Genomic DNA, 21,848 nt, shown 5'->3' with positions numbered 1-21,848 from the left:
ATTACTCCTTATAAGCAAACTTTGTGAGAATGAGGCTTGTAAAAACAAGGGTATGGAAAGTGCGGTTTTTACGGTAGCCATACTGGCGAATCCTGCGCCAGCGCTCCTTGGTAGAAACCTCCATAATGGTCACAAAGTTCTCAATTAACTCTCTATTTTCAGCAGTCAGCGGCAGGACCAGCAAATTTCTAGCCTGGGTCTGACTGTCTTTTATCAATTTCCAATATTTGGTAAAAAGAACATGGGGACGCACCCAGTTTTTTACTCGTTTTCTGAGCGTTCGAGCTCCCAGCACATTATTCGAATGCTGACGATAGAGCTCACCCGGCTTGTCAATATAGACTAGATTGCCAAAAGCCGCAGCCAGCAAGCCCAAATACCAGTCGTGCATGAGCAGTTCATGTTCTTCTTTCCCAGTCCAAAGTTGGGCCAAGGCGCGATTAATCATAGAAACGCCACCCGTCACCGTATTCTCCGTCAACTCTTGGACTAGTTCTGTATTAGCGTGATCTGACTGAGTGCGAATCATACTTTCATGAACAACCTGTAGCTCTTGATCCACGACCTTCAAGTCAGTATACACCAGCAAGGGCTGACTGCTATCATACTTGTCTGCCTCAGCCAATTGCATGGCAATCTTGTCTGGTAGCCAAACATCATCTTGGTCGCTAAAGAGATAGAAATCCGAATCTTGGTATTGAAGCAGGCTATGAAAACTCTGAATGACACCTAGATTTTGTGGATTTTCCCGATTGATAAAGGCAATGCGGTCATCCTTGCAGCAAAAGTCTTCGATGACAGCCCGCGTCCCATCCGTAGAGCCATCATCACGAATCAGCAGCTGCCAGTCCCTATATGTCTGCTCTTGAATACTCTTAATCTGCTCGGCCAGAAACTGCTCCCCATTATAGGTGGACAGAAGAATGGTCACTTTCATGATAAAAATAAATCCTCGTATTCACCCACAATTTTTTCCCAGGTGTAGTTTTCTTTCATATTTTCTTTAGCGGCTTGACCTAGCTCCGTAAAATCTGTTTGAGTATCTACTCGGTCAATCAGCTGGCCCAGCTGGCCAGGTTCTTTTTGCCAGTACAGAGCCGTTTCTTTTGCTACCTTACGGTTAAAGTCCACATCCAGCACCAGATTGGCATCTGTCTGAGCCAGTGCTTCCAAGAGTCCCGGATTAGTCCCGCCAACCTCATGGCCATGTATGTATGCAAAAGCATGATTACGGATATATTTGAGCAGATTCTGGTCATAAACCGTCCCGACAAACTTAATGCGAGAATCACGGTCAAAGCCTGTTTTCTGCTTGAGCTCTTCAAAATAGGGATTGCCCTCATGATTGCAGATAATCAGCAAATCACGTTGGGTCTTGGATTTCATGAATTCTTGAATGATGGTTTCATAGTTGTTTTCCGGAACGAAGCGTCCGACAATGAGGTAATAGTCTTTTTCCTTACTGGCCCACTTTTCAAAGAAGACCCTGACCTTGCCTTCGTTTTCCGTCAGATTGGACAGATAAAGGTCGGTTCCATAAGCGATACAGGTCGTTTTAGACCAAGGATAAGCTTTTTGAATATAGCTTTCAATGCCTTGATTGTCCGCAATAACCAAGTCTGAATGCTTGGTCATGACCTTTTCAGAATACTTGAGATAGGCTTGGACTGGCTTAGACCATTTGGCACGCTTCCACTCCAACCCGTCAGGATTGATAAAGAATTTACCGCCTGCCTGATGGATACGACGAGCAAAAGGAAAGATAAAAGCACCAATCGTATTTCCAAGAATGTAAAAAATAGGCTGTTCAATCTGCTCTTTTTTAGCAAACTTGAGGGCATAGGAGACAGCCATCATGTCATAGGCAATTACGCGGGCCGGACCAAGCTTGGGTGGCTTGACTGTAAAGCAGTCTACTCCCTTGTAGTCAAAATGATGAAAAGCTCCATCATCTGATAAGCAAGCCACATGATATTGGATTTGAGAAGAGATTTGATGTTCTGTCAATTTTTCGACAAAGGTTTCAAATCCTCCATATTTGGCAGGAAGTCCCCGACTCCCGATGATGAAGACATGTTTCATGATTTCCCTCAATTCAAGATTTTACAATCCATTCTATTATACCACTTTCTAGTGTGTTTGTATAATACAAAAAGGACAGGTAGAGCCACGGCTGCACTTGTCCTTTTCTTTCTTTAACCTCTTCTACCAGAAAACAGCTTATTTTTCACTTTGCGTAAGAAAGAGCTGGCTGGTTGAGAGGGTAAATTTGTATCCAATAAGCACTTGACATGACGCAAGGAGTTAGCCTGATACATTTCAGTATTTTCAATCTTATCCAATAAGGTTTGGTAAACACTCTGAACTGTGTAGCGCTCTTGAATCTTGCCTAGATTGGCCACCGACTGGTCTTTTAATCTCTCAAAGTTTGCCAAAGCAATGTTTATCTTATCAGCCAACTCCTCGATATTGCCAGATGAATACAGCTGACCTTCTTCAAAGATTTCATAGGCGGATAGATGACCAGGATTGTCCGACAAAATGGTCGGAAGGCTATTCATAATCGCTTCAATATAGACTAAGCCAAAAGTTTCCATTGCAGACGGAAATACCGCAAGATCTGCTGCCGTCACCTCTGCCCAAGGATTGTCCTTGTGTCCCAGGAAGCTAATATTTTTTACCTGATGTTCAGAGATATAAGTATCGCATCTTTTTTTGTACTCCTCATCCCAGGCACCGATAAAAACCAAAGCCGGTTTTGGCTGAGATAGCTGATTATAGGCTTTTATCAATTCTAATTGATTTTTCCGCTCTGTCAAACGTCCGACTGACACAATACGTCTTTCGGCTCTATCCTTTTCTCCTGTATTAGTAGGATGAATTTTCGTAAAAGGGGCAAAAGACAAGACTTTTCTGTTTGGCAGCAGCTCCTGTAACTGTCTCTGCAAGGCACCTCTAACTGCAAATATTTCCTGCGAATAATCACTGATAAAATCCAGCTTTTCCTTATAGTAACCAAACTCTCCGTCAGGAAATTCATGAATCAGCCAGAAATGCGGAACATTCTCGCAGGCCGCTGCCACTGCACCTTGAAACATATTGACCGTGTTGGTAATAACCAAATCAATCTTTCGCTCCGTTAGTGTCTTTCTGAGCGCTGAGGTATTATCCTGATAAGAGCGAGCTCTAGACTCAGGACTGTCTGGCAGGCCACCAGGCGCATCCTCCCACCACCATTTAACTGCCGGCAAGGCTATAGTCTCAATACCCAAGGCTGCCAGGCTGGAGATATAGTCCTGCTGAACGGCTACATGATAATCCGGAATCGCATTGATAACCTGATGGCCCGTCTCTACCAAGTATTCCATCAAATTGACAATGGAGATTTCAGCCCCATTATCCAGCGTTCCCGTCGGCGAAATGAATAATATCTTTTTTTTCATAGCTTATCCTAATACATTCCAATAAAAGGGAACCATCAAGTAGAGGGAAACCAAGAAGTTAGCTACCAGAGTCCCAACCATCATTCGATTCACCACTCTGTCTTTAATGTCCAAGGTTCCTAGATTAGCAACAGTTGGTAGCAGTAAGATCAAGAAGGGTGTAAAATAACGCCCCTGAGCACCAACTGATATCATGGCACCTTTACCGAGGACAATGGGTGTCCACTGCAGATACATAATTGACACAACAGCAATCACTTGAACCAGAAACAGATACCGCGACATGACTGCGTAGCCCTTGGTCATAAAATCTTTCTGCGATTGCAAGAAGATAAGCGCCAAAACTGCCACATCGATAAAAATCAGCCAAAGCGGCAGCTGGATAGTAAAATTCCCCAAAAAACCAAACATACCGATTGTCAAAATTGTATTCAAGTCGCCATTAACACTTTGCTTAAAGAGCGTATTCAGCAAGACTTGGCCATAGTGCAAGAGCCCTCCCTGATTGCGAAATGCCAGATGCAAGGCAAGAAAGAAAGCGGAAAAGCCAAGTACATAGAAGATAGGGCGATAACGAGCTACAAAAGCTTTGCTTGCAACAAAAGGCTTGTTCAGAACCGCAAGGAATCCTTCAAACTCAAAATCAACAAAAGGCAGCAATCCTAATAAAAGAACATTATTCGGTTTGGTGACAAAGAGGCCTATAGAAATCACCAAAAGCTCCAGTACATTTCTATTAGTGAATTTCTTATGATAGGCAATATTGGTCAAAAAGCCAATCGCCAACATAATTTCCAGGTAGTTCATCACATCGTAAGACAGAGAAGCAGCCTGCTGGACCATAATAGGCAAAAGAGATAGGAAAAGTAGAGCTTTTTTGCCATATTTGAAGTATTTAATCAGCAGATAAACCCCGAAGATATATGCCAAGGCATTAAAGAGCCGCCCCATCACTACGATGAAGCCTACTGACGGATAAAGCAAGCTTCCCAAGGTCATACCTAGCAGCTGAGGAAGGAAAGAGACAGCCTTGAGATTAAAGCCAAAGGTAAACTCTTCTTGCGCCAGATCTATCTTCTCTGAGAACAGCTGCTTGTACTCTGTCGGCGAAACATTCGGTGTGGAGGGGATTTTGTCCATCCATTTATATGTTCGACTGGTCGATTTATGGAAGATTTCCCATGTCATACGAGCGTGATTGGTCTCATCAGGAACTCGATTAATCGGCTGTGCAATCATAAAAGTCAAGACAAAGATACTTGCCAATAATAAGAAAATATTCTCGACTTTTACTTCTTTATTTCTTTTCAAAATAAGTCACCATTTCATCTTTTTTATCTAAACTGCAATTTTCTAATACAAAAGCGTAGGCATTCTCCGCCAGTTCTCTGCGTAAATCCGCAGAAAGAATCAGGCTTTCCAGCTTTTCTTTCCATTCACTATCTTTAGCCAAAAGTCCCGTCTGACCGTCTATCATCATGTCTGCAAAGGCACCGATATGACTGGCAATCGTTGGTACCTTGACTAGAGCTGCTTCTATCCACTTGATTTCTGACTTGGCCCGATTAAAGACTGAGTCAACCAACGGAGCTAGATTAATATCAACCTGACTAATCAACTGAGGTAAGGCCTTCCAGTCCACATAGTCATGGACGACAATACGCTGGGTATATTGTTTCATATCCTGCGGGATATCCAAGTGGCCTACAATATGAAGCTCCACGGATGGGTAGTTGTCCAGCACTTCTTTGATAGCCGGCTTGATGAGCTCAAAATTTTCATTGTGGCTGATGGAGCCAGAGAAATAACCGATTTTGATTCTGTCGTCTGCACCAAAGTCTTCCTTCAAGAACTGCGAGCTAACCGCAATCAATTCGCTGGACGCCAGATTACGATTCAGCAGAACGGAGTCCTTGTATTTGAGCAATTCCTCTTTTAACTGATTAGTGGAGGTAATCGCCCCATCACAAGCTGCTAGCATTTTTCCATAATTCTTGACACCAGCATCGTAATTGCCCTTTTCCTTCTCAGACAAGCCTTGGGTATAACTCAGCTGATCCGTGTAAAGGGTATCAAAGACCAAATCATCAATATCAAAATAAACTGGCTTATGCTCCTCCCTAGCCAAATCGCATAAAAGCTGGAGATGGGCGGACCAAGGAGCGCGGTAAATAATGATGTGACTAGCATACTGGGCCTGAGCCAGACTAAACTCAGACGCATTGACCACTTTCACTGCAAAACCATTCTTTCTAAGCTGTTCTGCCTTATTGAGAACACGGTAGCGCGTACACTGCGGAATGATATTCTCTACACCGTCAATGATGAGGATATATTGATCACGAGGCACATCTTTGAATTTTTGAACAATGTTCTCAAGAATTTCTACTGGATAATCTGTCTTCTCCCGAACATAGTCCAATACATCAGGAACCTCTGACTCTCTTTCCAGACCCTGCCATAAAAACTGCTGATCATCATAATTCTTCAAAGAAGTATACTTAATCAGAGGACTACCCGCTTTTAACATCCTTAATGGATGAATATACATAGCCGAATCCTGATTTTCACGAACCAAGGCATCATAACGATAGCCCAAGTCAGCAAAGTACTTGGTAAAAGTTGTTTCATGCTTCCCGATTGCCTCTTCCCGTGAATCCGTGTCAGTCAGTACTTGCCAATAGTCGTAGAATTCTTCGGACTGAAGCAGCAAAGGCTCAATCACTAAAAAATAAGACTGTAGGTGATTGGGAATGTAACCATAGCGGTTAAATCCAGTGATATCTTCCTGAGTCTCACCATAGGAAATCCCCCAAAAGTCAAGATTTCTGCCAGCCATAGTTTGAAAGACAGCCGCCAAATCACTCATAGGTCCGATATTGGTGTCATTGACGAGCATCAGCTGAGAACAATGTTGCAGCTTTTCCTTTCCTAAGGAAAGAATGCCTTCACGAAAAGCTGCTGTATCATAGCCGGTATTATCCCGCACCAAGACTTGCCCATACTGCTCTAAAGTTTCTAAATCCTCTGCAGCCAGTCCGCCGTTAACGACGATGAGAGTCTTATCAGCCAAAGCCGCTAACTTTTCTAAAAAGATGACCTTATACTGCTGCAAGCGTGGCTCGGATTCAAAAATGACATAAATTAAGACTTTTTCGCCACTTGAAACTGAAGCTAAAGCTTTTTCTCGTTGAGAATTCCGCAGCCATTGATAATAATAAACCTTAGGAGACTTAACTTGGCGTTTCAAACGAATCACTTGTTGCTTAATCCGACTTAAAACAGCTTTGATACTGCGAGGATTCTTGATTATCTGAGCCAGACGTTTCAATGGCGTAATCATGCCATTCCCCAGTCGATAGGAAATAGATCGGCGAATACGAAACTGCTCCTGAATAGCCTCATCCCGCTGTTCCTTTATCGTTCTCAGTCTGGATTTCAAGGAGTCTAGATTTTTATGTAACTGCCGCTGATCCTCCTGCAGTTCAAGAACATAGTCGTTCACTTTATCCATATGCTGAATCAGTTCATCCAAACGACCTTCCAGTGTAAATATGTTCTGGCCCAGAGCTTGGTAAATATCGTCTGGTATCTGTCTCACATACTTACGCAGGATTTTCAGATACATTTCGTAATGATATCTCGTAGAATCCCGTTTAGAGATTGATTCCTTATCAAAGACCCGGTAATTCAGCTTTGTTTTTGCATCATAAACTGGTCTCGCTCCTTGATTGATAATTAAGTTTAAAAGGAAATCATAGTCTTCCAGTTTTTCACGATTCAGATCTTCATCATAATAAATACCATCAGCAACCGAACGACGAATGAGAGAACAGTTGGAAATAAAATTTTCCGTTAAGAAAGCTAGCTTGTCAAATGGCCGTGATTTAAGGTAAACTTCCTTTTTATCAGGATCATACAAATCACCATAGACAATATCTGCCTCCTCTTGCACCATGCTTGTATAGAAGCTCTCAATATAGTCTGAATCCAGAAAATCGTCACTATCCACAAAAATAAAATAAGTGCCTTGAATTTGCTGCAAAGCTTTGTTTCTTGTCTTGACAACCCCCATATTTTCATGGCTTTCAAACCGCGTCGAAAAAGGGGAATTCACCAAGACAGACTCTATGATTTTAGCAGAATGGTCAGAGGAGCCATCATCCAATACCAGTAACTCAATATTTCGATAGGTCTGCTCAAAAATACTGCGCAAACACTGTTCAATGTAATCTTGATGGTTGTAACAAGTTACAACAACAGATATTAAATCTTTCATATACTTTCCTTGTAAATAACTCTATTAGTTTGAGTTAGCATCTTGACTCTTCATGTATGCTTTATTTATCAGATTTGCCACCCACTTTGGCCAGAAAAGCTGATAAATGAACAAATCTTCTTTAGTCCGAGTGTTATCTGAAATGGTCTTGGTTGTTTCAGACTCTCCATGAATTCGGTGACACATAAGCTTCTCAGAAATATAAGCAAAGCGACCCTTATAGGCGCTAATCTTGTACCAAGCATACCAATCCAGACTCACGCGCATTTCCTCATCAAATCGAAAATCCTTTAATGCCTCTAAGTTGTAAGTTACCGCCGGACAGGAAATAGGATTTCCAAAAGCCAGGACACGATTTCTCCAAAAACGACTGGATGGCATCAGATTCAAGGTTTTAAGCATGAGAGTCTTGATTTTCAGATTGGTATTAGCCGGAATTTTAACTCCATTTTTCTCTTCAAAATAGTCTGTATAGGCAATGAGAATGTCCTTCGACTGCTCTATTTTTTGCATCACTACTTCTAGATAAGTTGGCTCATAGTAGTCATCCTGATGAGCAATGGTAGCATAAGAAGTCTCAACAAAGGTAAGGGCATTATTCCAGTCCTTACCGATACCACCGCCTTCTTTCGTGTAAAAAGGAATACCGTACTTCTGGCACAGCTGCTTGATTGAATCCAACGGTGTTGAGCTATAGCAGATAATCTTTGATGACAAGGTTTGGGCTTGCAGAGACAGGATACAAGCTTCTAAAAATTCACTTTCGCCATAGGCGCAAATCACCCAGGTATGGTTATTTTTCATCTTTTTCACTCTCTAACTTGGACATTCTTTGCTTCATGATGGACAGTTCTTGCACCAACTGCTTGATTTGCTCCTTTTGTTTGGAAATGGAAATAGTATGTAAAAAAACAATAACCAGCAGGAAAAAGATGGCCAAGGACATGACAAAGTTTGAGGTCAACTCAAAGCCCAACAATTTGGCAATCGAAACGGGAATCCAATCAAAAATAGAAATAACAATCAGTACAAAGCCAATAATAATCCACATAAAGGCTTGCTCAAATAAAATATTATTTTGATTGATATTCCGAAAGACAAAATACAGGAATAGGACTGAAGCCACTAGCATAACAATAGACAAAATGGACATTATTCACTCTCTTTCATAAAAGCAGCAATCAAGATCGAAGAGCAAACTTCAATCATATAGCGAATGGACTTAATCGGAGTAATCGAAGAGACTCCTCCTGCACGTTCAAACATATTGGCTGGTGCTTCCACCACTTTATATTTCCGCTTCAAGATATGGACGATTGATTCTGGCTCAGGATACTTGATAGGATAGCGCGCAGCGAATTGTCGAATAATGTCACGATTGGCCAAACGATAGCCTGATGTGGTATCCAGAATTCTTTTGCCAGTTGTCAATTTAATAAAAGCTGAAATAATGGTAATGCCAAAACGCCGCATAAAAGTCGTCTGAAATTCCGAAGACTTGTCACCGATAAAACGAGAACCAACAACCAAATCAGCCTGCTGACGACGAATAGGCTCCAGCAAAGCATCCAGCGACTCAATATCATGCTGACCATCTCCATCAAACTGTACGGCCACATCATAATCCTTCTCAAGAGCATACTTATAACCCGTCTGAACAGCTCCGCCAATCCCTAAATTCATAACCAAATGAATAGCATTCAGATGATGGCTGTCCAAAATATCCTTGGTTCTATCAACTGACCCATCATTGATAACTACGTAGTCTAAGTCAAAATCAACTTTCTTCCGATATTCTACAATGCTCATAACCGTATTTAAAATACTTTCTTCCTCATTATAAGCAGGAATTATCATTAAAACTTTCAATTATCTTTCTTCCCTTTACAATAAATTTTAGCAAATAATGGAACTAACTTTAACTTCTCCAAGCTCAAAAAAACAATAAGTGAAATTTTAGTCTGAAACCTTTCGCCCTGAACCTTCTTAGACAACGGAGAGATAGTACTGATGAGTTTATTCTCTTTTAACCATTCCTTAATCCTAATATACTGATGAATAAACTCCTGATCTGATGAGGATTTACCAGAAAAAAGCAAATACCAAACATAATATCTTTTCAAATAATATACTACTAGCTCAGATGGCTTACCCAGCTCTAATATTTTTGAAAAAAGAACTAAAATATCAATTTCAGGAGAAAAACCTCTCTGAGAAGTGTTAGAAATACTCTGATTATTATAATACCAATTATATCCTTTATAGTCTAACAACCCTATTTTATCTGTTGTCTTATAGGCAGCTAGGTTAAAAATGATATCTTCTCCTATACCATAGTCAAAAAATTCTAGATTATTCGTTTTCAAGAACTCCGTGCGGTAAACTTTGGCCCAAGGAGCCATTATAATATACTTGGACCACTCTGACTGCTGTATATCTTGACTAAAGATAATCTGGTTATCCTGATTGACACGTTTGTACCCACCAATAACCAAGTCTAGATTTTTCTCATGTATAGCCTGATAAAAAGTTTCAATGTAATCACTATCAACAAAATCATCATTATCCATGAACATAATATATTCTCCCTCAGCTAGAAGAATCCCCTTATTTCTAGTTACTGCAACTCCTTCATTTTGTTTGTCAATTACTCTTACAAAACTATACTTCAATTCATATTCTTTTAAAATATTTAAAGAGTTATCTTTCGAACCATCGTTCAGAAGAATAATTTCAAGATTCTTAAATGATTGATTCAAAAGAGAATCTACACAGCGTTTAATCCCGTCTTGTGCATTATAAACTGGAATAATAACTGAAATAGCTGGTTTAGACATATTTTTCCTTTCATAACTAATCCACTCTATTTATAAAACTTCAATAAAACAGGAAATAGTTTTATTGAAAATTTCATCCCCAATAAATTGGCTAATAGACCTGTTAATTTAAATGCTCGGTTCTCTATATCTTTTGCATACTTTAGCAAATACTTATACTGATAAAGCAACTCTTTAATTTTAAAATTATCAATGTATTGATTTACATAAGGTAATATAGAGATATAAGAGATTGCAAAATAGATATTTAAGGCTTTTTGAATTTCAACTGAATAGTTTTTCAAGTCAGAAAGTCCCGTCCTGATTCCTTCAAGAGTATCTTGAACATTTTTTTCTTTCACGACATTAGTCAAACTTCCTTTGCGGTTCTGTCGATACATGTATTGAGTACTATTAAGAATTGAAAATTTCTTTGTCATTTTTAAGATCCGAGAACAATATAAACTATCCTCAGATACCATTCCCTCCGGAAATTTCAGGCCGTTTTGAAATAATTTTTTCGATACACACTTATTCCAATTTGGACCATTAAATATTCCAAAGCAAGTAGCTTTTAAAATATTTTCCTCAAACATAGATATAGGGAAATCTAAAATTCTATCATCATAAAAATAACCGTAGCCAAAAATGATAACATCATAAATGCATTCTGTAGTTATTTCGTCAAGTTGATTCAAAAAGTGTTGATCACTCCAAAAGTCATCACCATCTAAAAACAATAAGTACTCTCCCCGGGCAGACTCAATACCTGTATTTCTTGCTTTTGAAGCTCCACCATTTGTTTGATTTAACACCCTAACTTTATTGGTATTCTCCACAGACAATTTATCAGCGACTATTGCAGTAGCGTCAGTTGACCCATCATTTATGATTAAAATTTCATAATCTTTAAATTCTTGAATTAAGACACTCTTAACACATTTTTCTAAATAATCCGCTACATTATAGGCAGGTATAATAATTGAAAATTTCATAAGTTCCTTATTTTTTCCTTCTCAAAAAAGTATATGGATTCGTCATAAAATAAATAATTAGCGAGACACTCAACCAAGCAATCATAGAGATAAGGAAAGACAAAGAGGCTCCAAAAATTCTGTATTGGGATACTAGTGGTTCAGCTGTAAGAATGGATACAAGATAGCCCGCTAAGAATGAAATAACTAAATAATGATGTTTTCTAAAAACAGTTAAAATATTATCACATACTGTAGAAAACGTACTAGCAATACCACCTAACAAAAGAATGACGAAACTAATTTGATATTGATCCAACCTTGTCCCATAAATGATATTTAAAATAGGTATGGCAGCAATCGCCCCACCAAGACAAATCAAAACACTTGTTCCCCATAAAATCTTAAACAAGTTATTTTTATACGTAATAAAATGAGAAATTTTATTCTCTTCCTTGAAAATTGCTAGTTGTGTAATCATAGGGCGTAAAAAAACAATCATTAGATTCATTGCAAAAATTGGAGTGAATAAAATACTAAAGTCTCTCTGTACTCCCGCTTCAATCAATCCCCTATTAAAAATATCGTTTAATGCATACTTAGGTTGGTTATAGATCGAAACTAATAAAAAAGCATTTATAAATAAAGGTAAGCAGTCCTTTAAAATACTATAAATATCTTTGAGCTTTACTGTAGAGATATTAATACGATGAAACAACTTAGATTTTGGAAAATCAAAAAAAAGAACTACAATGAAAGAGGTGAGTGTTTGAAAAACAATAGATAAAAGAAGATTTTTAGAAAAAAATAACAAAACAGCGAATGATATTGTTGAGATTATATTTCTAAAAAATAAGGATTGACCAGCTATATCTAATCGTTCTTTCTGCTGAAACAAACCTTGAAATACATCAGACAGTGCTTCACTAACTCTGAAAAAAGATACCCAAAATATAATCCAAAAATTTTCATGAGTAGAAGAATTTAAAATTAAATAACCTAATAAAATTAATATCATTAAAATATTAGTTAGAAATCTAGTAGTCAAATATGCATCAAAAGAATATTTTTCTTTAATATCTGTTGCTTGAAAATCTCGAACTTGAAACCCCGCAACAATAACTAGTAAATTCGCAATTGCATAAGAAAAACTATATAAGTCAGCCGACTCACTAGATAAAATACGAGTAACTATAAATAATAAAATAACAGATACAGCTGCTGAAGACAGACTGCCAAGAATATTCCAAAAGAAAATCTTTTGTGGCGATACCACTTTCAATATAATCAAACTCTCTTTCATTATAAATAAAACTTTATCCAATTATACCATAAATTCCTTTAAAAAAAGTAACCTTAGGATACTAGATACTTATTTCTTCCCCAACCTAACTAAAAAGGGCAAAACTTCTATCAAGCTTATATCTATACTTCTTCCCTTCCCGCCTCTTAAATCATCTTCAAGATGCTTCTGCAAAATTGAGCTATCTACTCTGGAGATTACTGGTCGCCTTTTATTCTTCTTTATTTTTTAAAACAATTACAATACTAAAAAACCCCGTTTTCACGGGGTTTAGTGTCTGACTATAATTGTTATTTGGGAACGGAATCGAATTAAGCTTCGATTTCTGTAACCATACCTGAACCAACGGTACGTCCACCTTCACGGATAGAGAAAGTAGTACCTTGTTCAACGGCGATTGGGTGGATCAACTCAACGTCGATTGTTACGTTATCACCAGGCATTACCATTTCAGTACCTGCTGGAAGTTCGATTGAACCTGTAACGTCAGTTGTACGGAAGTAGAACTGTGGACGATAGTTGTTGAAGAATGGAGTGTGACGTCCGCCTTCTTCTTTAGTAAGGATATAAACTTCACCCTTGAATTTAGTGTGTGGGTTGATTGAACCTGGTTTAGCGATAACTTGTCCACGTTCGATTTCATCACGTTGGATACCACGGAGAAGCACACCTACGTTGTCCCCTGCAAGACCTTCGTCAAGCTGTTTACGGAACATTTCAACACCAGTAACAACTGCTTTTTGGATTTCTTCTTTGATACCAACGATTTCGATTTCGTCGTTGACTTTAACGATACCACGGTCGATACGTCCTGAAGCAACTGTACCACGACCAGTGATTGAGAATACGTCTTCGACTGGAAGAAGCAATGGCTTGTCAGTATCGCGTTCTGGTTCTGGGATGTACTCATCAACAGTGTCCATCAATTCCATGATGATGTCTTCATATTTAGAGTCACCTTCAAGAGCTTTAAGAGCTGAACCTTGGATAACTGGAAGATCGTCACCTGGGAAGTCGTATTCTGACAAAAGGTCACGGATTTCCATTTCAACCAATTCAAGCAATTCTTCATCGTCAACCAAGTCAACTTTGTTCATGAAGACAATCAAATGCTTAACACCAACCTGACGTGAAAGCAAGATGTGCTCACGAGTTTGTGGCATTGGTCCGTCAGTTGAAGCTACTACAAGGATAGCTCCGTCCATTTGAGCGGCACCAGTAATCATGTTTTTAACGTAGTCCGCGTGTCCTGGAGCGTCGATGTGAGCGTAGTGACGCTTAGCAGTTTCATACTCAACGTGCGCAGTGTTGATGGTGATTCCGCGTTCGCGTTCTTCTGGAGCAGCATCGATAGACGCATAGTCTTTAGGTTGGTTAACTGCTGAAGGCAAGCGACGTGCCAATACAGTTGTGATAGCTGCAGTCAAAGTAGTTTTACCGTGGTCAACGTGTCCAATGGTACCAATGTTAACGTGTGGTTTACTACGATCGTATTTTTCTTTTGCCATTTGAGTAAAAGCCTCCAATAAAATATATTTTATAGATAGACAGTAGGCAATACAGTCTAACTTTCCTTACTATTTTATCAAATTTCACTGAAAATGCAAGCCTTTTAGTCTTTTTTTGTGAATTATTCCTTATCTAACTGATAGTAAGGCTGATTGGAAACAGAAGCACCAATACTCGAAGCAGCAATCCATTCTTTCCCTTCTAATTGGCTGAAATTCTCAGCTTTCCCAGTCAGAATAATACCAGAAAAGGTCAATTGATCCCGATTTTCTGCTTCACGAATATCTAGCTGACCAAATTTCTTGAGATAGGCCTCAACATCATTGTACATATTGTACTTGTTGACAGTTGGGAAAAGGTTTTTATCGGCCTTTTTCAAATAGTCTAAGAAAGTCTGTTGTTCTTGCTTAGCCTCTTCGCTCTCTTTTTTGCCGTCCGACGGATAGGGATTAAGCAGCGTACTATTAGCTCCGTAAGTCGTCTGAGGATCGGTGCGCAATGCCATACCATTTTCACCATCTTCTGACTGACTGCCAATCCAGTACCAGTTAATCTTGAGGTTACTCGGTATCATCTGCTGGATTTCCTTATAAGTGTAAGGTTTATCAAAAGTCAGAGCTATTTCTACCAATTGATTCGGCATTTCTTTGACAGATACAAGTTCCTGAGGTGCTGGATCTGAAGACTTCGTCTGTTTGGCATTGACATTGTAAAAGACCGGATATTTCTGCCGAAGCTCTCGCGTATAGGTCCCTGAGGTAGAGGAATAAGTCGCCTCTGACGTCGGATTTTTATAAGAACCTGTTAGTGAATAGTTCCCCTCATAGGCTGGATAATCCACCATCACTCCATCAAGGTCTTTAAAACGATCAGAACGTAATGTTCCCGAAAGATAAGAGGTCGGATTGTAGTATAGACTGTCATAGTCAACATTAGGATAGGCGATTTCGGACATAACTTCATACTGTTTCTGCAAGTCTCGTCCGTTACCAGAGGCTAATTCTGCCAGCCCCTTTCCTAGAAGACCTAAGAGAACTAAAGATACAAAGGAACTAATGACGACTGTCTTCCAGAGTCTCTTTCTCCTACTTTTCTTTGCAATAATTTTAAATGTTTCCATTTCGATATCCTTTCTTTTCCAGCTCCTTTCGGAGTTTAGCACGACTGCGCATCAGCTGAATCTTGACCTTGCTCACTGAGTAAGACATAATTTGGGCAATCTCCTTGACCGTGAAATCTTGAAAATAATAGAGTTCTAAAAGCGTGGCTTCCTTAAGCGGCAGTGCTTCTATCATACTTCTTAGCAGCTCATAATCTTCATTTTCAAAGGGATTGACAAGATCTTTTCCAAAAAATTCTTTTCGCAAAATCTCCAAATAATGCTTATCTCTCCTATATCTGTCGATATAGCGCCGGATGGAAACTCGATACATCCAAGCTCGCATCTTTTCCGCCGGAATAATAACCTCTGTTTCCAACATCTTGACAAAAACGTCCTGAACTACATCTTCTGCTTCCACTTTAGAAGCCCCTGACTTCTGCAGATAGGAGACAATCTCGCGAGCAAAGCCTATCAAGATTGTTTCATATTCATCTAGTTTGATAAGCTCACCCCCTCCTTCACTAGTATAACGAATTAAGTAGCCCTTTGGTTACAAAAATAGAAAAAACCGGAAAAATTCCGATTTTCTCTTTGTATTAGCCAGAGTTTCGCAGACCAGTCGCTATACCGTTGATGGTGATGTGAATCAGCTTTTCTTGATCTGGTGTAAGCTGACCGTTGCGCTGACGCTTGATTAGCTCTAACTGGATATAGTTCAAAACATTAAAGTAAGGCATACGATAGTGCAAGCTATCTCTCAGATATGTGTTTTCTGCTAGGAGCTCATCATGACCTTCAATCTCTAGAATGACATCCTTAGTTAGCTGCCACTCATCCAAGATAATATTGAAAATATCACGCACATTCTGATCTTCACAAAGCTGCGCATACTCAAAAGCGATATTCATATTTGACTTAGACAGAACCATGTCTACATTTGACAAGAGTGACTTGAAGAAAGGCCATCTCTTATACATAAATTGCAGAAAGGCTAAGTTATTTTCTGGGTCTTCATCAATGAATTCCTTGAAACTTGACCCAACACCATACCAGCCTGGGAACATAACCCGACTTTGAGACCATGAGAAGACCCATGGAATAGCTCTGAGACCACCGATTTCAGTGATGGTTTTACGGGCAGCTGGACGAGAACCGATATTAAAGCTAGAGATAGCCTTGATCGGGCTGGATTCGAAGAAATAATCGTAAAAACGCTCGTCACCAAAGACTAAATCACGGTAAATCTGATAACTGCGATTAACTACTTGGTCCATAATTCGCTCATATTTATCAGACGTATGGCTATCGCTCTTCTTATGAGTTACCATGCGGTTAATGGCAGCAGACACTAGCATTTCCAAGTTATAGTAGGCTGCGTCTTTATTTCCATATTTATTACCAATGACTTCCCCTTGCTCAGTCAGACGGATCCGGTCATTGATACTGCGGAGTGGCTGAGAAGTAATAGCTTCATAGGTTGGGCCGCCACCACGTCCCACCGTACCTCCCCGGCCATGGAAGAAGGTGATTTTCACGCCAAACTTATCACCGATGGCTGTCAGCTGCTGCTGAGCCTTGTAGAGAGTCCAGCAAGAAGATAGGTAACCACCGTCCTTATTACTGTCTGAATAGCCCAGCATAATTTCCTGGTAATTATCCTTAGAGGCAATCCACTTCTGCGCAATTGGCAGAGACAGGTATTTCTCCATGGTATTGCAGGAATTGTCCAAATCCTCAATGGTTTCAAAGAGCGGAACAATCTGGACACGTGCCCCGTTTTCATCAATCAGCCCTACTTCCTTAAGCATAATAGCCAACTCAAGTAGATCTGATACACTGGTCGAGTGAGAGATAATATTCTGCTTAATGACTTCCTCACCAATGGCATCTTTTAGCTGACGGGCTGTTTTGAAAATCTCCAGTTCTTTTTGCAGGAGTTCAGACTTAGGCTCGTGAGTAGCTGATAGGATACGAGGATCTTCAAGCAGCTGCTTGAGCAGTACTTGGCACTTCTCTTCCTCAGACAGACTACTATAATCTTGAACAATATTAGCTGAAGCCAAGAGCTCAGCCACACAGGCCTCATGAACGCTGGAATCCTGCCGCATATCAATGCTGGCCAAGAAAAAGCCAAAAACATCAACCGCTTGGAGAAGTTCAGTCAAGTCACCACTTACCAAGGCTTCGCCATGATGTTCGATAAGAGAATCATAAATGACCTGCAAGTCTTCCTTGAATTCCTGAGCTGTTTTGTAAGAAGGTGTCTCCTCTTTCTTGAGCTCAGTCAAGGTCTCGCTGATACGAGACTGGATATAGTTAGGAATGATTTCTCTTCCTTTATTGCTGACAGAAAGGTTAGCTTTCGCAGACAATTTTTCCTCAGCTCGGTCAGTCAATCGCTGACCATCATTTGAGAAATTGCCTTCTTTAAGGTAAAGCAAGGTTTGAATCAGCTTGGACTGGATATAGTGAAAAGCACGGCGGTAAGGCTCATTTTCCCGATAAACAGACTTGTCTGTAGACAGAGCTGCCATTTCTGCTACTGCCTGACTGGTTTCTGAGAGGTTGGTCGAGAGCGAAAAGGTGCGATAGAGTGTATAAACCTTGTCAATGTAGTAGTTGAGGATGACTTCACTCTGGAGGGTAGCTGATAGTTTGAGGGTTTCTGCGGTTACAAAAGGATTGCCATCTCGGTCTCCGCCAATCCACATTCCCATGGTAATAGGCTTAGGATTATCCAGCTTGATCCCCCGCTCTTCCGCCAAGCGTCTGTATTCGACCATAAAGTTAGTGATCGCTTGTAGGAAAGAGCTGTTGTAGTACTCCATGACATTGGTAATCTCATTGGTCACTTTCAGCTTCTTCTCACGGATCATATCTGTCTGCATCATGAGCTCAATATAACGGCGGAGATTTCCGAGCCACTTCTTCTCATTTACCAGGCCAGCCTTAACATCACGATGCTGACGCAGTAAACTATGAATATGATTGGTTAAGTCCAGAATAGTCTTGCGCTGGACCTGGGTCGGGTGAGCTGTCAGTACTGGCACAACATTCAGATTTTCCAGAATCTCCTGAGCATTTTCCCGCGTTGAAATCAGGTCAATAGTTGTTGACAGCTTTCCAAGATAATCCTGATTGATATTGTTTTGATGGTTGATTTCATAAGCTAGGTCCACGTCTTCTGAGATATTAATCAAAAGCGGCAAAATAGAGAAATAACGAGAAATATAAACCATTTCATCCGTCGTCAGTTCTTCCACAATCGCTTTTAACTCATGATATTTGGAGTTAACGGCCAGATCTTCCATGAGGGAGATTTTTTCAAAGGTCTCAGGGCTGAGAAGATTCCGAGTAATATCGGCAAGCAAGTCTGTCAAAATAGCGACTTCTTCTCGAATCACTTCTTTATTGCTGTAGCTTTCTAATTTGTTAAATGACATAATCTGCACCTTTCATTTTTGCAACAACTGTTCATACGAACTGCGTTTAAGCTTCCTCAGACTGGTCTTGCGCCTCCGCTTCCATCTGTTCATAGAGGGCATCACGGCGCTCGTTGGCATCAATATTAAGTACCAAGGCGATGGCTACTGACAAGACCAGAAGACTGTTCCCTCCTTGCGATAGGAAGGGGAAGGTTACTCCTGTAGAAGGAATGAGACCTGATATTCCACCGATATTGATGAAGGTCTGCATGAGTATCATACCGCCAATTCCCAAAGCCATCATGGAGTTAAATGGATTCTTGGCCCGAATCCCGACCAAGATAATTCTCAAAATCAGGAAAAAGAGTAAGGCCAGAATCAGACTGGCACCAAAGAAACCAAACTCTTCTATCACGATAGAAAATACAAAGTCCGTATGAGCTTCCGGCAAATAGCCGCGCTTCTCAATAGAGTTACCCAAGCCTAGACCAAACCAGCCGCCATTACTCATAGCATAGTAGGAATTAGCCAATTGGTGGCCAGAGCCAGACAAATCCTTGAAGGGATTGAAGAAAGCGCTGAAACGCTTGGCCACATACCCAAAGACTGGAATCTTAGCCACGCGCTCAACCCCAATTATCCAAATGCTAGTTAAAACCAATCCCGAAACACTGACAATGGCTCCCAGCATTGTAGAAAACCATCGATAGCCAATCCCGCTGACAGCTATCATTATTACGACGGTCAAAAATAGAATAGTCGCATTTCCAAGGTCTGGCATAATCGCTACAATCCCAATCAGAATAGCCACCATGGTCCGCCAGTCGTTAAAAGCTTTAGGAAACCAATGGTTGTGAGTCAGAGCTTGATAGTCATAGACCTTTATCTCCTCCTGCCTCTTTGTGAAGCGAAAAGCTAGATACCAGACCAAAATAATCTTCAAATACTCCGCAGGCTGAATACTGAAAGCTCCAAGCTTGAGCCAACCATGGGCACCGTTAATAGTCCCTGTTATAAAACGAGATAAGAGCAAGAGGATAATCTCAGCAAAGATAACTATAGTCAGGATGCCTCCTTTTTTCAGGAAACCCAAGCGGATTCTATATAGGAGCGCAATTATAAAGAGACTTATTACCCAAAAAATCCCCTGATTCAAGACCATGCCAAAACCATTTCCTCCGGCCTGAATCGAGGTAGGACTCGTCGTTGAATAGACCACAATCAATCCCAAAACAGATAAAATCAAATAGGGAATCAAGATGGAATAATTCAACAAGTGCTTCTTGTCAATTTTCATATTTCACCATTAAACTTCTAAAAATTCAATTCTCATTATACCACCTTTTGGATTGAAAAAAAAGCATTAGTGCAGAGACTGGAATAATATGAGCTTGCTTTCTATCTTTTGCATGAAAAAGTGTTAAGATAGAGGTCAGATAAAGGAGGATAACATGACAAACATTTATGATATCGAAATCCAAAAACAAGACGGAAGTCTGCAAAAAATGAGTAATTATAAAGGAAAGATTCTGCTGATTGTCAATACAGCGACCGGCTGCGGCTTCACTCCTCAGTATCAAGAACTTCAGGAACTCTATGAGCGCTATCAGAAAGACGGATTTGAAATCCTGGATTTCCCCTGCAATCAGTTTGGCCAGCAGGCTCCTGGAGACGCTGCAGAAATCAACAACTTTTGCAACCTTAACTACGGAACGAGCTTTCCTCGATTTGCTAAGATTGATGTCAACGGTCCTCAAACTGCTCCTCTCTTTGACTGGCTCAAAAAAGAAAAGGGAGGTCTTCTGGGCGAAAACATAAAGTGGAATTTCACAAAGTTTCTAGTCAGTCGAGACGGAACAGTCATCAAACGCTTCTCTCCACAAACTTCTCCTCAAAAGATTGAAGAGCTCATTCAAAAGCTATTATAAAAGGTAAGAAAAAGCAAAACGATTTAGCCAACACTCCCCCATCGTCCACAGCTTAGCTAAGCTCTTTTTAAAAAAACAAGACGTTTTGAGCTTTCAAAACGTCTTGTTTTTGCTTTATAATATTTCAATTATATTACATTTTATTCATTTTCTAGCAATTCTGGGGATATTTTTTGCTTTTTTATTTGTTTTAAGTTAAAATAAACCAGTATGAGGAAGAGGATTAAACCGCTTGCAATCCTAATTTTCTTTGCTTCTTTTATCATTTTTATTTTGATAAGCAAGCAAATTACTGACTCTCAGGAAAAGCAAGCACAGGCAAAAATTTCACAAACTAAACAAACTCCAAGTTCCTCAAAAAAAGAGGAAACATCTGATGATTCGTCCTTGGATGAAGAGTTTATTTCCAGACCAATCATTGACATTTCTGGCTGGCAACTGCCAAGTGAGATTAATTACGACATACTCGCACAGAATGTTTCAGGAGTAATTGTCCGTGTTCATAGTGGAGCGCAAGCAAAAAAAGAAAATGCAGCAACCCATCTGAATGGTCTGGACAAGTCTTATGAAAGACACATCAAAGAATTTCAAAAGCGTAACATCCCTGTTGCTGTCTATGCTTATGTGGCCGCCAATAGCAAAAAGGAAATGGAAAAAGAAGCTGAAAGTTTCTACAAGGCTTCTGCCAAGTACCATCCAACCTATTATTGGCTGGACGTGGAAGAAAAGACCATGTCTGACATGAATGCGGGGGTTGAAGCTTTCCGTGCCAAGCTAGAGTCACTTGGTGTTAAAAATATTGGTATCTATATTGGAACTTATTTTATGGAGGAGCATAGCATCTCTACCGATAAGTTCACAGCAATTTGGATTCCGACTTATGGTAATGACGACGGCTACTACAATGCCGCACCAAATACGGAGCAAGATTACGACTTGCATCAGTACACATCACAAGGTCAGCTGACTGGTTTCTCCCATTATCTTGATTTGAACCAGCTGTCAACCTTGAAAGATCAGACAGCTACCTATCAAAAGCTATTTACAGTTCCTAAAGAAAGCCAATAGC

The 21,848-nt window shown here is 40.0% G+C and carries 18 protein-coding genes; 2 read left to right on the top strand and 16 right to left on the bottom strand.

Going from position 1 to position 21,848, the window contains the following annotated elements:
• Position 1: 1 nt before the first annotated feature.
• The 16 genes from O3627_RS01535 to ftsW all read right to left on the bottom strand — a co-directional run bounded on the left by O3627_RS01535 (position 2) and on the right by ftsW (position 20,148).
• Entirely contained in the window at positions 2-937 is a 936-nt protein-coding gene (locus O3627_RS01535; protein ID WP_125347571.1) for a glycosyltransferase family 2 protein, read from the bottom strand.
• Positions 934-2,082: a beta 1-4 rhamnosyltransferase Cps2T gene (cps2T, locus tag O3627_RS01530; protein WP_343091911.1), complete on the bottom strand. Its 1,149-nt coding sequence runs from the start codon at positions 2,080-2,082 to the stop codon at positions 934-936. Before cps2T ends, O3627_RS01535 begins: the two co-directional genes overlap by 4 nt.
• Before the next feature lie 113 nt (positions 2,083-2,195).
• Entirely contained in the window at positions 2,196-3,443 is a 1,248-nt protein-coding gene (locus O3627_RS01525) for a glycosyltransferase family 4 protein (RefSeq protein ID WP_343091912.1), read from the bottom strand.
• A gap of 3 nt (positions 3,444-3,446) precedes the next feature.
• Positions 3,447-4,754: a DUF2142 domain-containing protein gene (locus tag O3627_RS01520; RefSeq protein ID WP_343091913.1), complete on the bottom strand. Its 1,308-nt coding sequence runs from the start codon at positions 4,752-4,754 to the stop codon at positions 3,447-3,449.
• Positions 4,741-7,722, bottom strand: coding sequence for a rhamnan synthesis F family protein (locus O3627_RS01515; protein ID WP_343091914.1), 2,982 nt, complete (start codon positions 7,720-7,722; stop codon positions 4,741-4,743). Before O3627_RS01515 ends, O3627_RS01520 begins: the two co-directional genes overlap by 14 nt.
• Positions 7,723-7,746: 24 nt before the next feature.
• Entirely contained in the window at positions 7,747-8,526 is a 780-nt protein-coding gene (locus tag O3627_RS01510) for a glycosyltransferase family 2 protein (RefSeq protein WP_343091915.1), read from the bottom strand.
• Positions 8,516-8,875 carry a DUF2304 domain-containing protein gene (locus O3627_RS01505; RefSeq protein WP_002912850.1) on the bottom strand — a complete coding sequence of 120 codons (360 nt, stop codon included), beginning with the start codon at positions 8,873-8,875 and terminating at the stop codon, positions 8,516-8,518. The genes O3627_RS01510 and O3627_RS01505 overlap by 11 nt, the downstream gene beginning before the upstream one ends.
• On the bottom strand, positions 8,875-9,591 hold the full coding sequence (locus tag O3627_RS01500; protein WP_002934741.1) for a glycosyltransferase family 2 protein: 717 nt from the start codon (positions 9,589-9,591) through the stop codon (positions 8,875-8,877). The genes O3627_RS01505 and O3627_RS01500 overlap by 1 nt, the downstream gene beginning before the upstream one ends.
• The gene (locus O3627_RS01495; RefSeq protein WP_011837191.1) at positions 9,588-10,559 is read right to left on the bottom strand and encodes a glycosyltransferase; all 972 of its coding nucleotides are present in this window, start codon (positions 10,557-10,559) and stop codon (positions 9,588-9,590) included. The genes O3627_RS01500 and O3627_RS01495 overlap by 4 nt, the downstream gene beginning before the upstream one ends.
• Before the next feature lie 26 nt (positions 10,560-10,585).
• Positions 10,586-11,533, bottom strand: a complete 948-nt coding sequence (locus O3627_RS01490) for a glycosyltransferase family 2 protein (RefSeq protein WP_011837192.1) — start codon at positions 11,531-11,533, stop codon at positions 10,586-10,588.
• Between the two features lie 7 nt (positions 11,534-11,540).
• Positions 11,541-12,815 carry an oligosaccharide flippase family protein gene (locus O3627_RS01485; protein WP_371621285.1) on the bottom strand — a complete coding sequence of 425 codons (1,275 nt, stop codon included), beginning with the start codon at positions 12,813-12,815 and terminating at the stop codon, positions 11,541-11,543.
• A gap of 311 nt (positions 12,816-13,126) precedes the next feature.
• Entirely contained in the window at positions 13,127-14,323 is a 1,197-nt protein-coding gene (tuf, locus tag O3627_RS01480) for an elongation factor Tu (RefSeq protein WP_002895003.1), read from the bottom strand.
• 122 nt (positions 14,324-14,445) lie between these two features.
• Positions 14,446-15,444 (bottom strand): anti sigma factor C-terminal domain-containing protein, encoded by a 999-nt coding sequence (locus O3627_RS01475; RefSeq protein WP_371621248.1) that lies wholly within the window; start codon positions 15,442-15,444, stop codon positions 14,446-14,448.
• The gene (locus tag O3627_RS01470) at positions 15,431-15,901 is read right to left on the bottom strand and encodes an RNA polymerase sigma factor (RefSeq protein WP_002899982.1); all 471 of its coding nucleotides are present in this window, start codon (positions 15,899-15,901) and stop codon (positions 15,431-15,433) included. The genes O3627_RS01475 and O3627_RS01470 overlap by 14 nt, the downstream gene beginning before the upstream one ends.
• 121 nt (positions 15,902-16,022) lie before the next feature.
• The gene (gene ppc, locus O3627_RS01465; protein WP_011837193.1) at positions 16,023-18,869 is read right to left on the bottom strand and encodes a phosphoenolpyruvate carboxylase; all 2,847 of its coding nucleotides are present in this window, start codon (positions 18,867-18,869) and stop codon (positions 16,023-16,025) included.
• Between the two features lie 46 nt (positions 18,870-18,915).
• A complete protein-coding gene (gene ftsW / locus O3627_RS01460; protein WP_002903126.1) occupies positions 18,916-20,148 on the bottom strand; it encodes a cell division peptidoglycan polymerase FtsW in 1,233 nt (410 codons plus the stop codon).
• 154 nt (positions 20,149-20,302) lie between these two features.
• Between ftsW and O3627_RS01455 the strand changes: the two genes are divergently transcribed.
• Both O3627_RS01455 and O3627_RS01450 read left to right on the top strand, forming a co-directional pair.
• Positions 20,303-20,779 (top strand): glutathione peroxidase, encoded by a 477-nt coding sequence (locus tag O3627_RS01455; protein ID WP_371621247.1) that lies wholly within the window; start codon positions 20,303-20,305, stop codon positions 20,777-20,779.
• Positions 20,780-20,989: 210 nt separating this feature from the next.
• Complete coding sequence (locus tag O3627_RS01450; protein WP_371621246.1) at positions 20,990-21,847, top strand: glycoside hydrolase family 25 protein; 858 nt, start codon at positions 20,990-20,992, stop codon at positions 21,845-21,847.
• Position 21,848: the final 1 nt, after the last annotated feature.

This window comes from Streptococcus sp. 27098_8_82, assembly GCF_041431615.1.
GTDB lineage: Bacteria > Bacillota > Bacilli > Lactobacillales > Streptococcaceae > Streptococcus > Streptococcus sanguinis_K.
The sequence above is the reverse complement of the archived record's forward strand: the minus strand, read 5'-3'. Positions and strand labels throughout refer to the sequence as shown.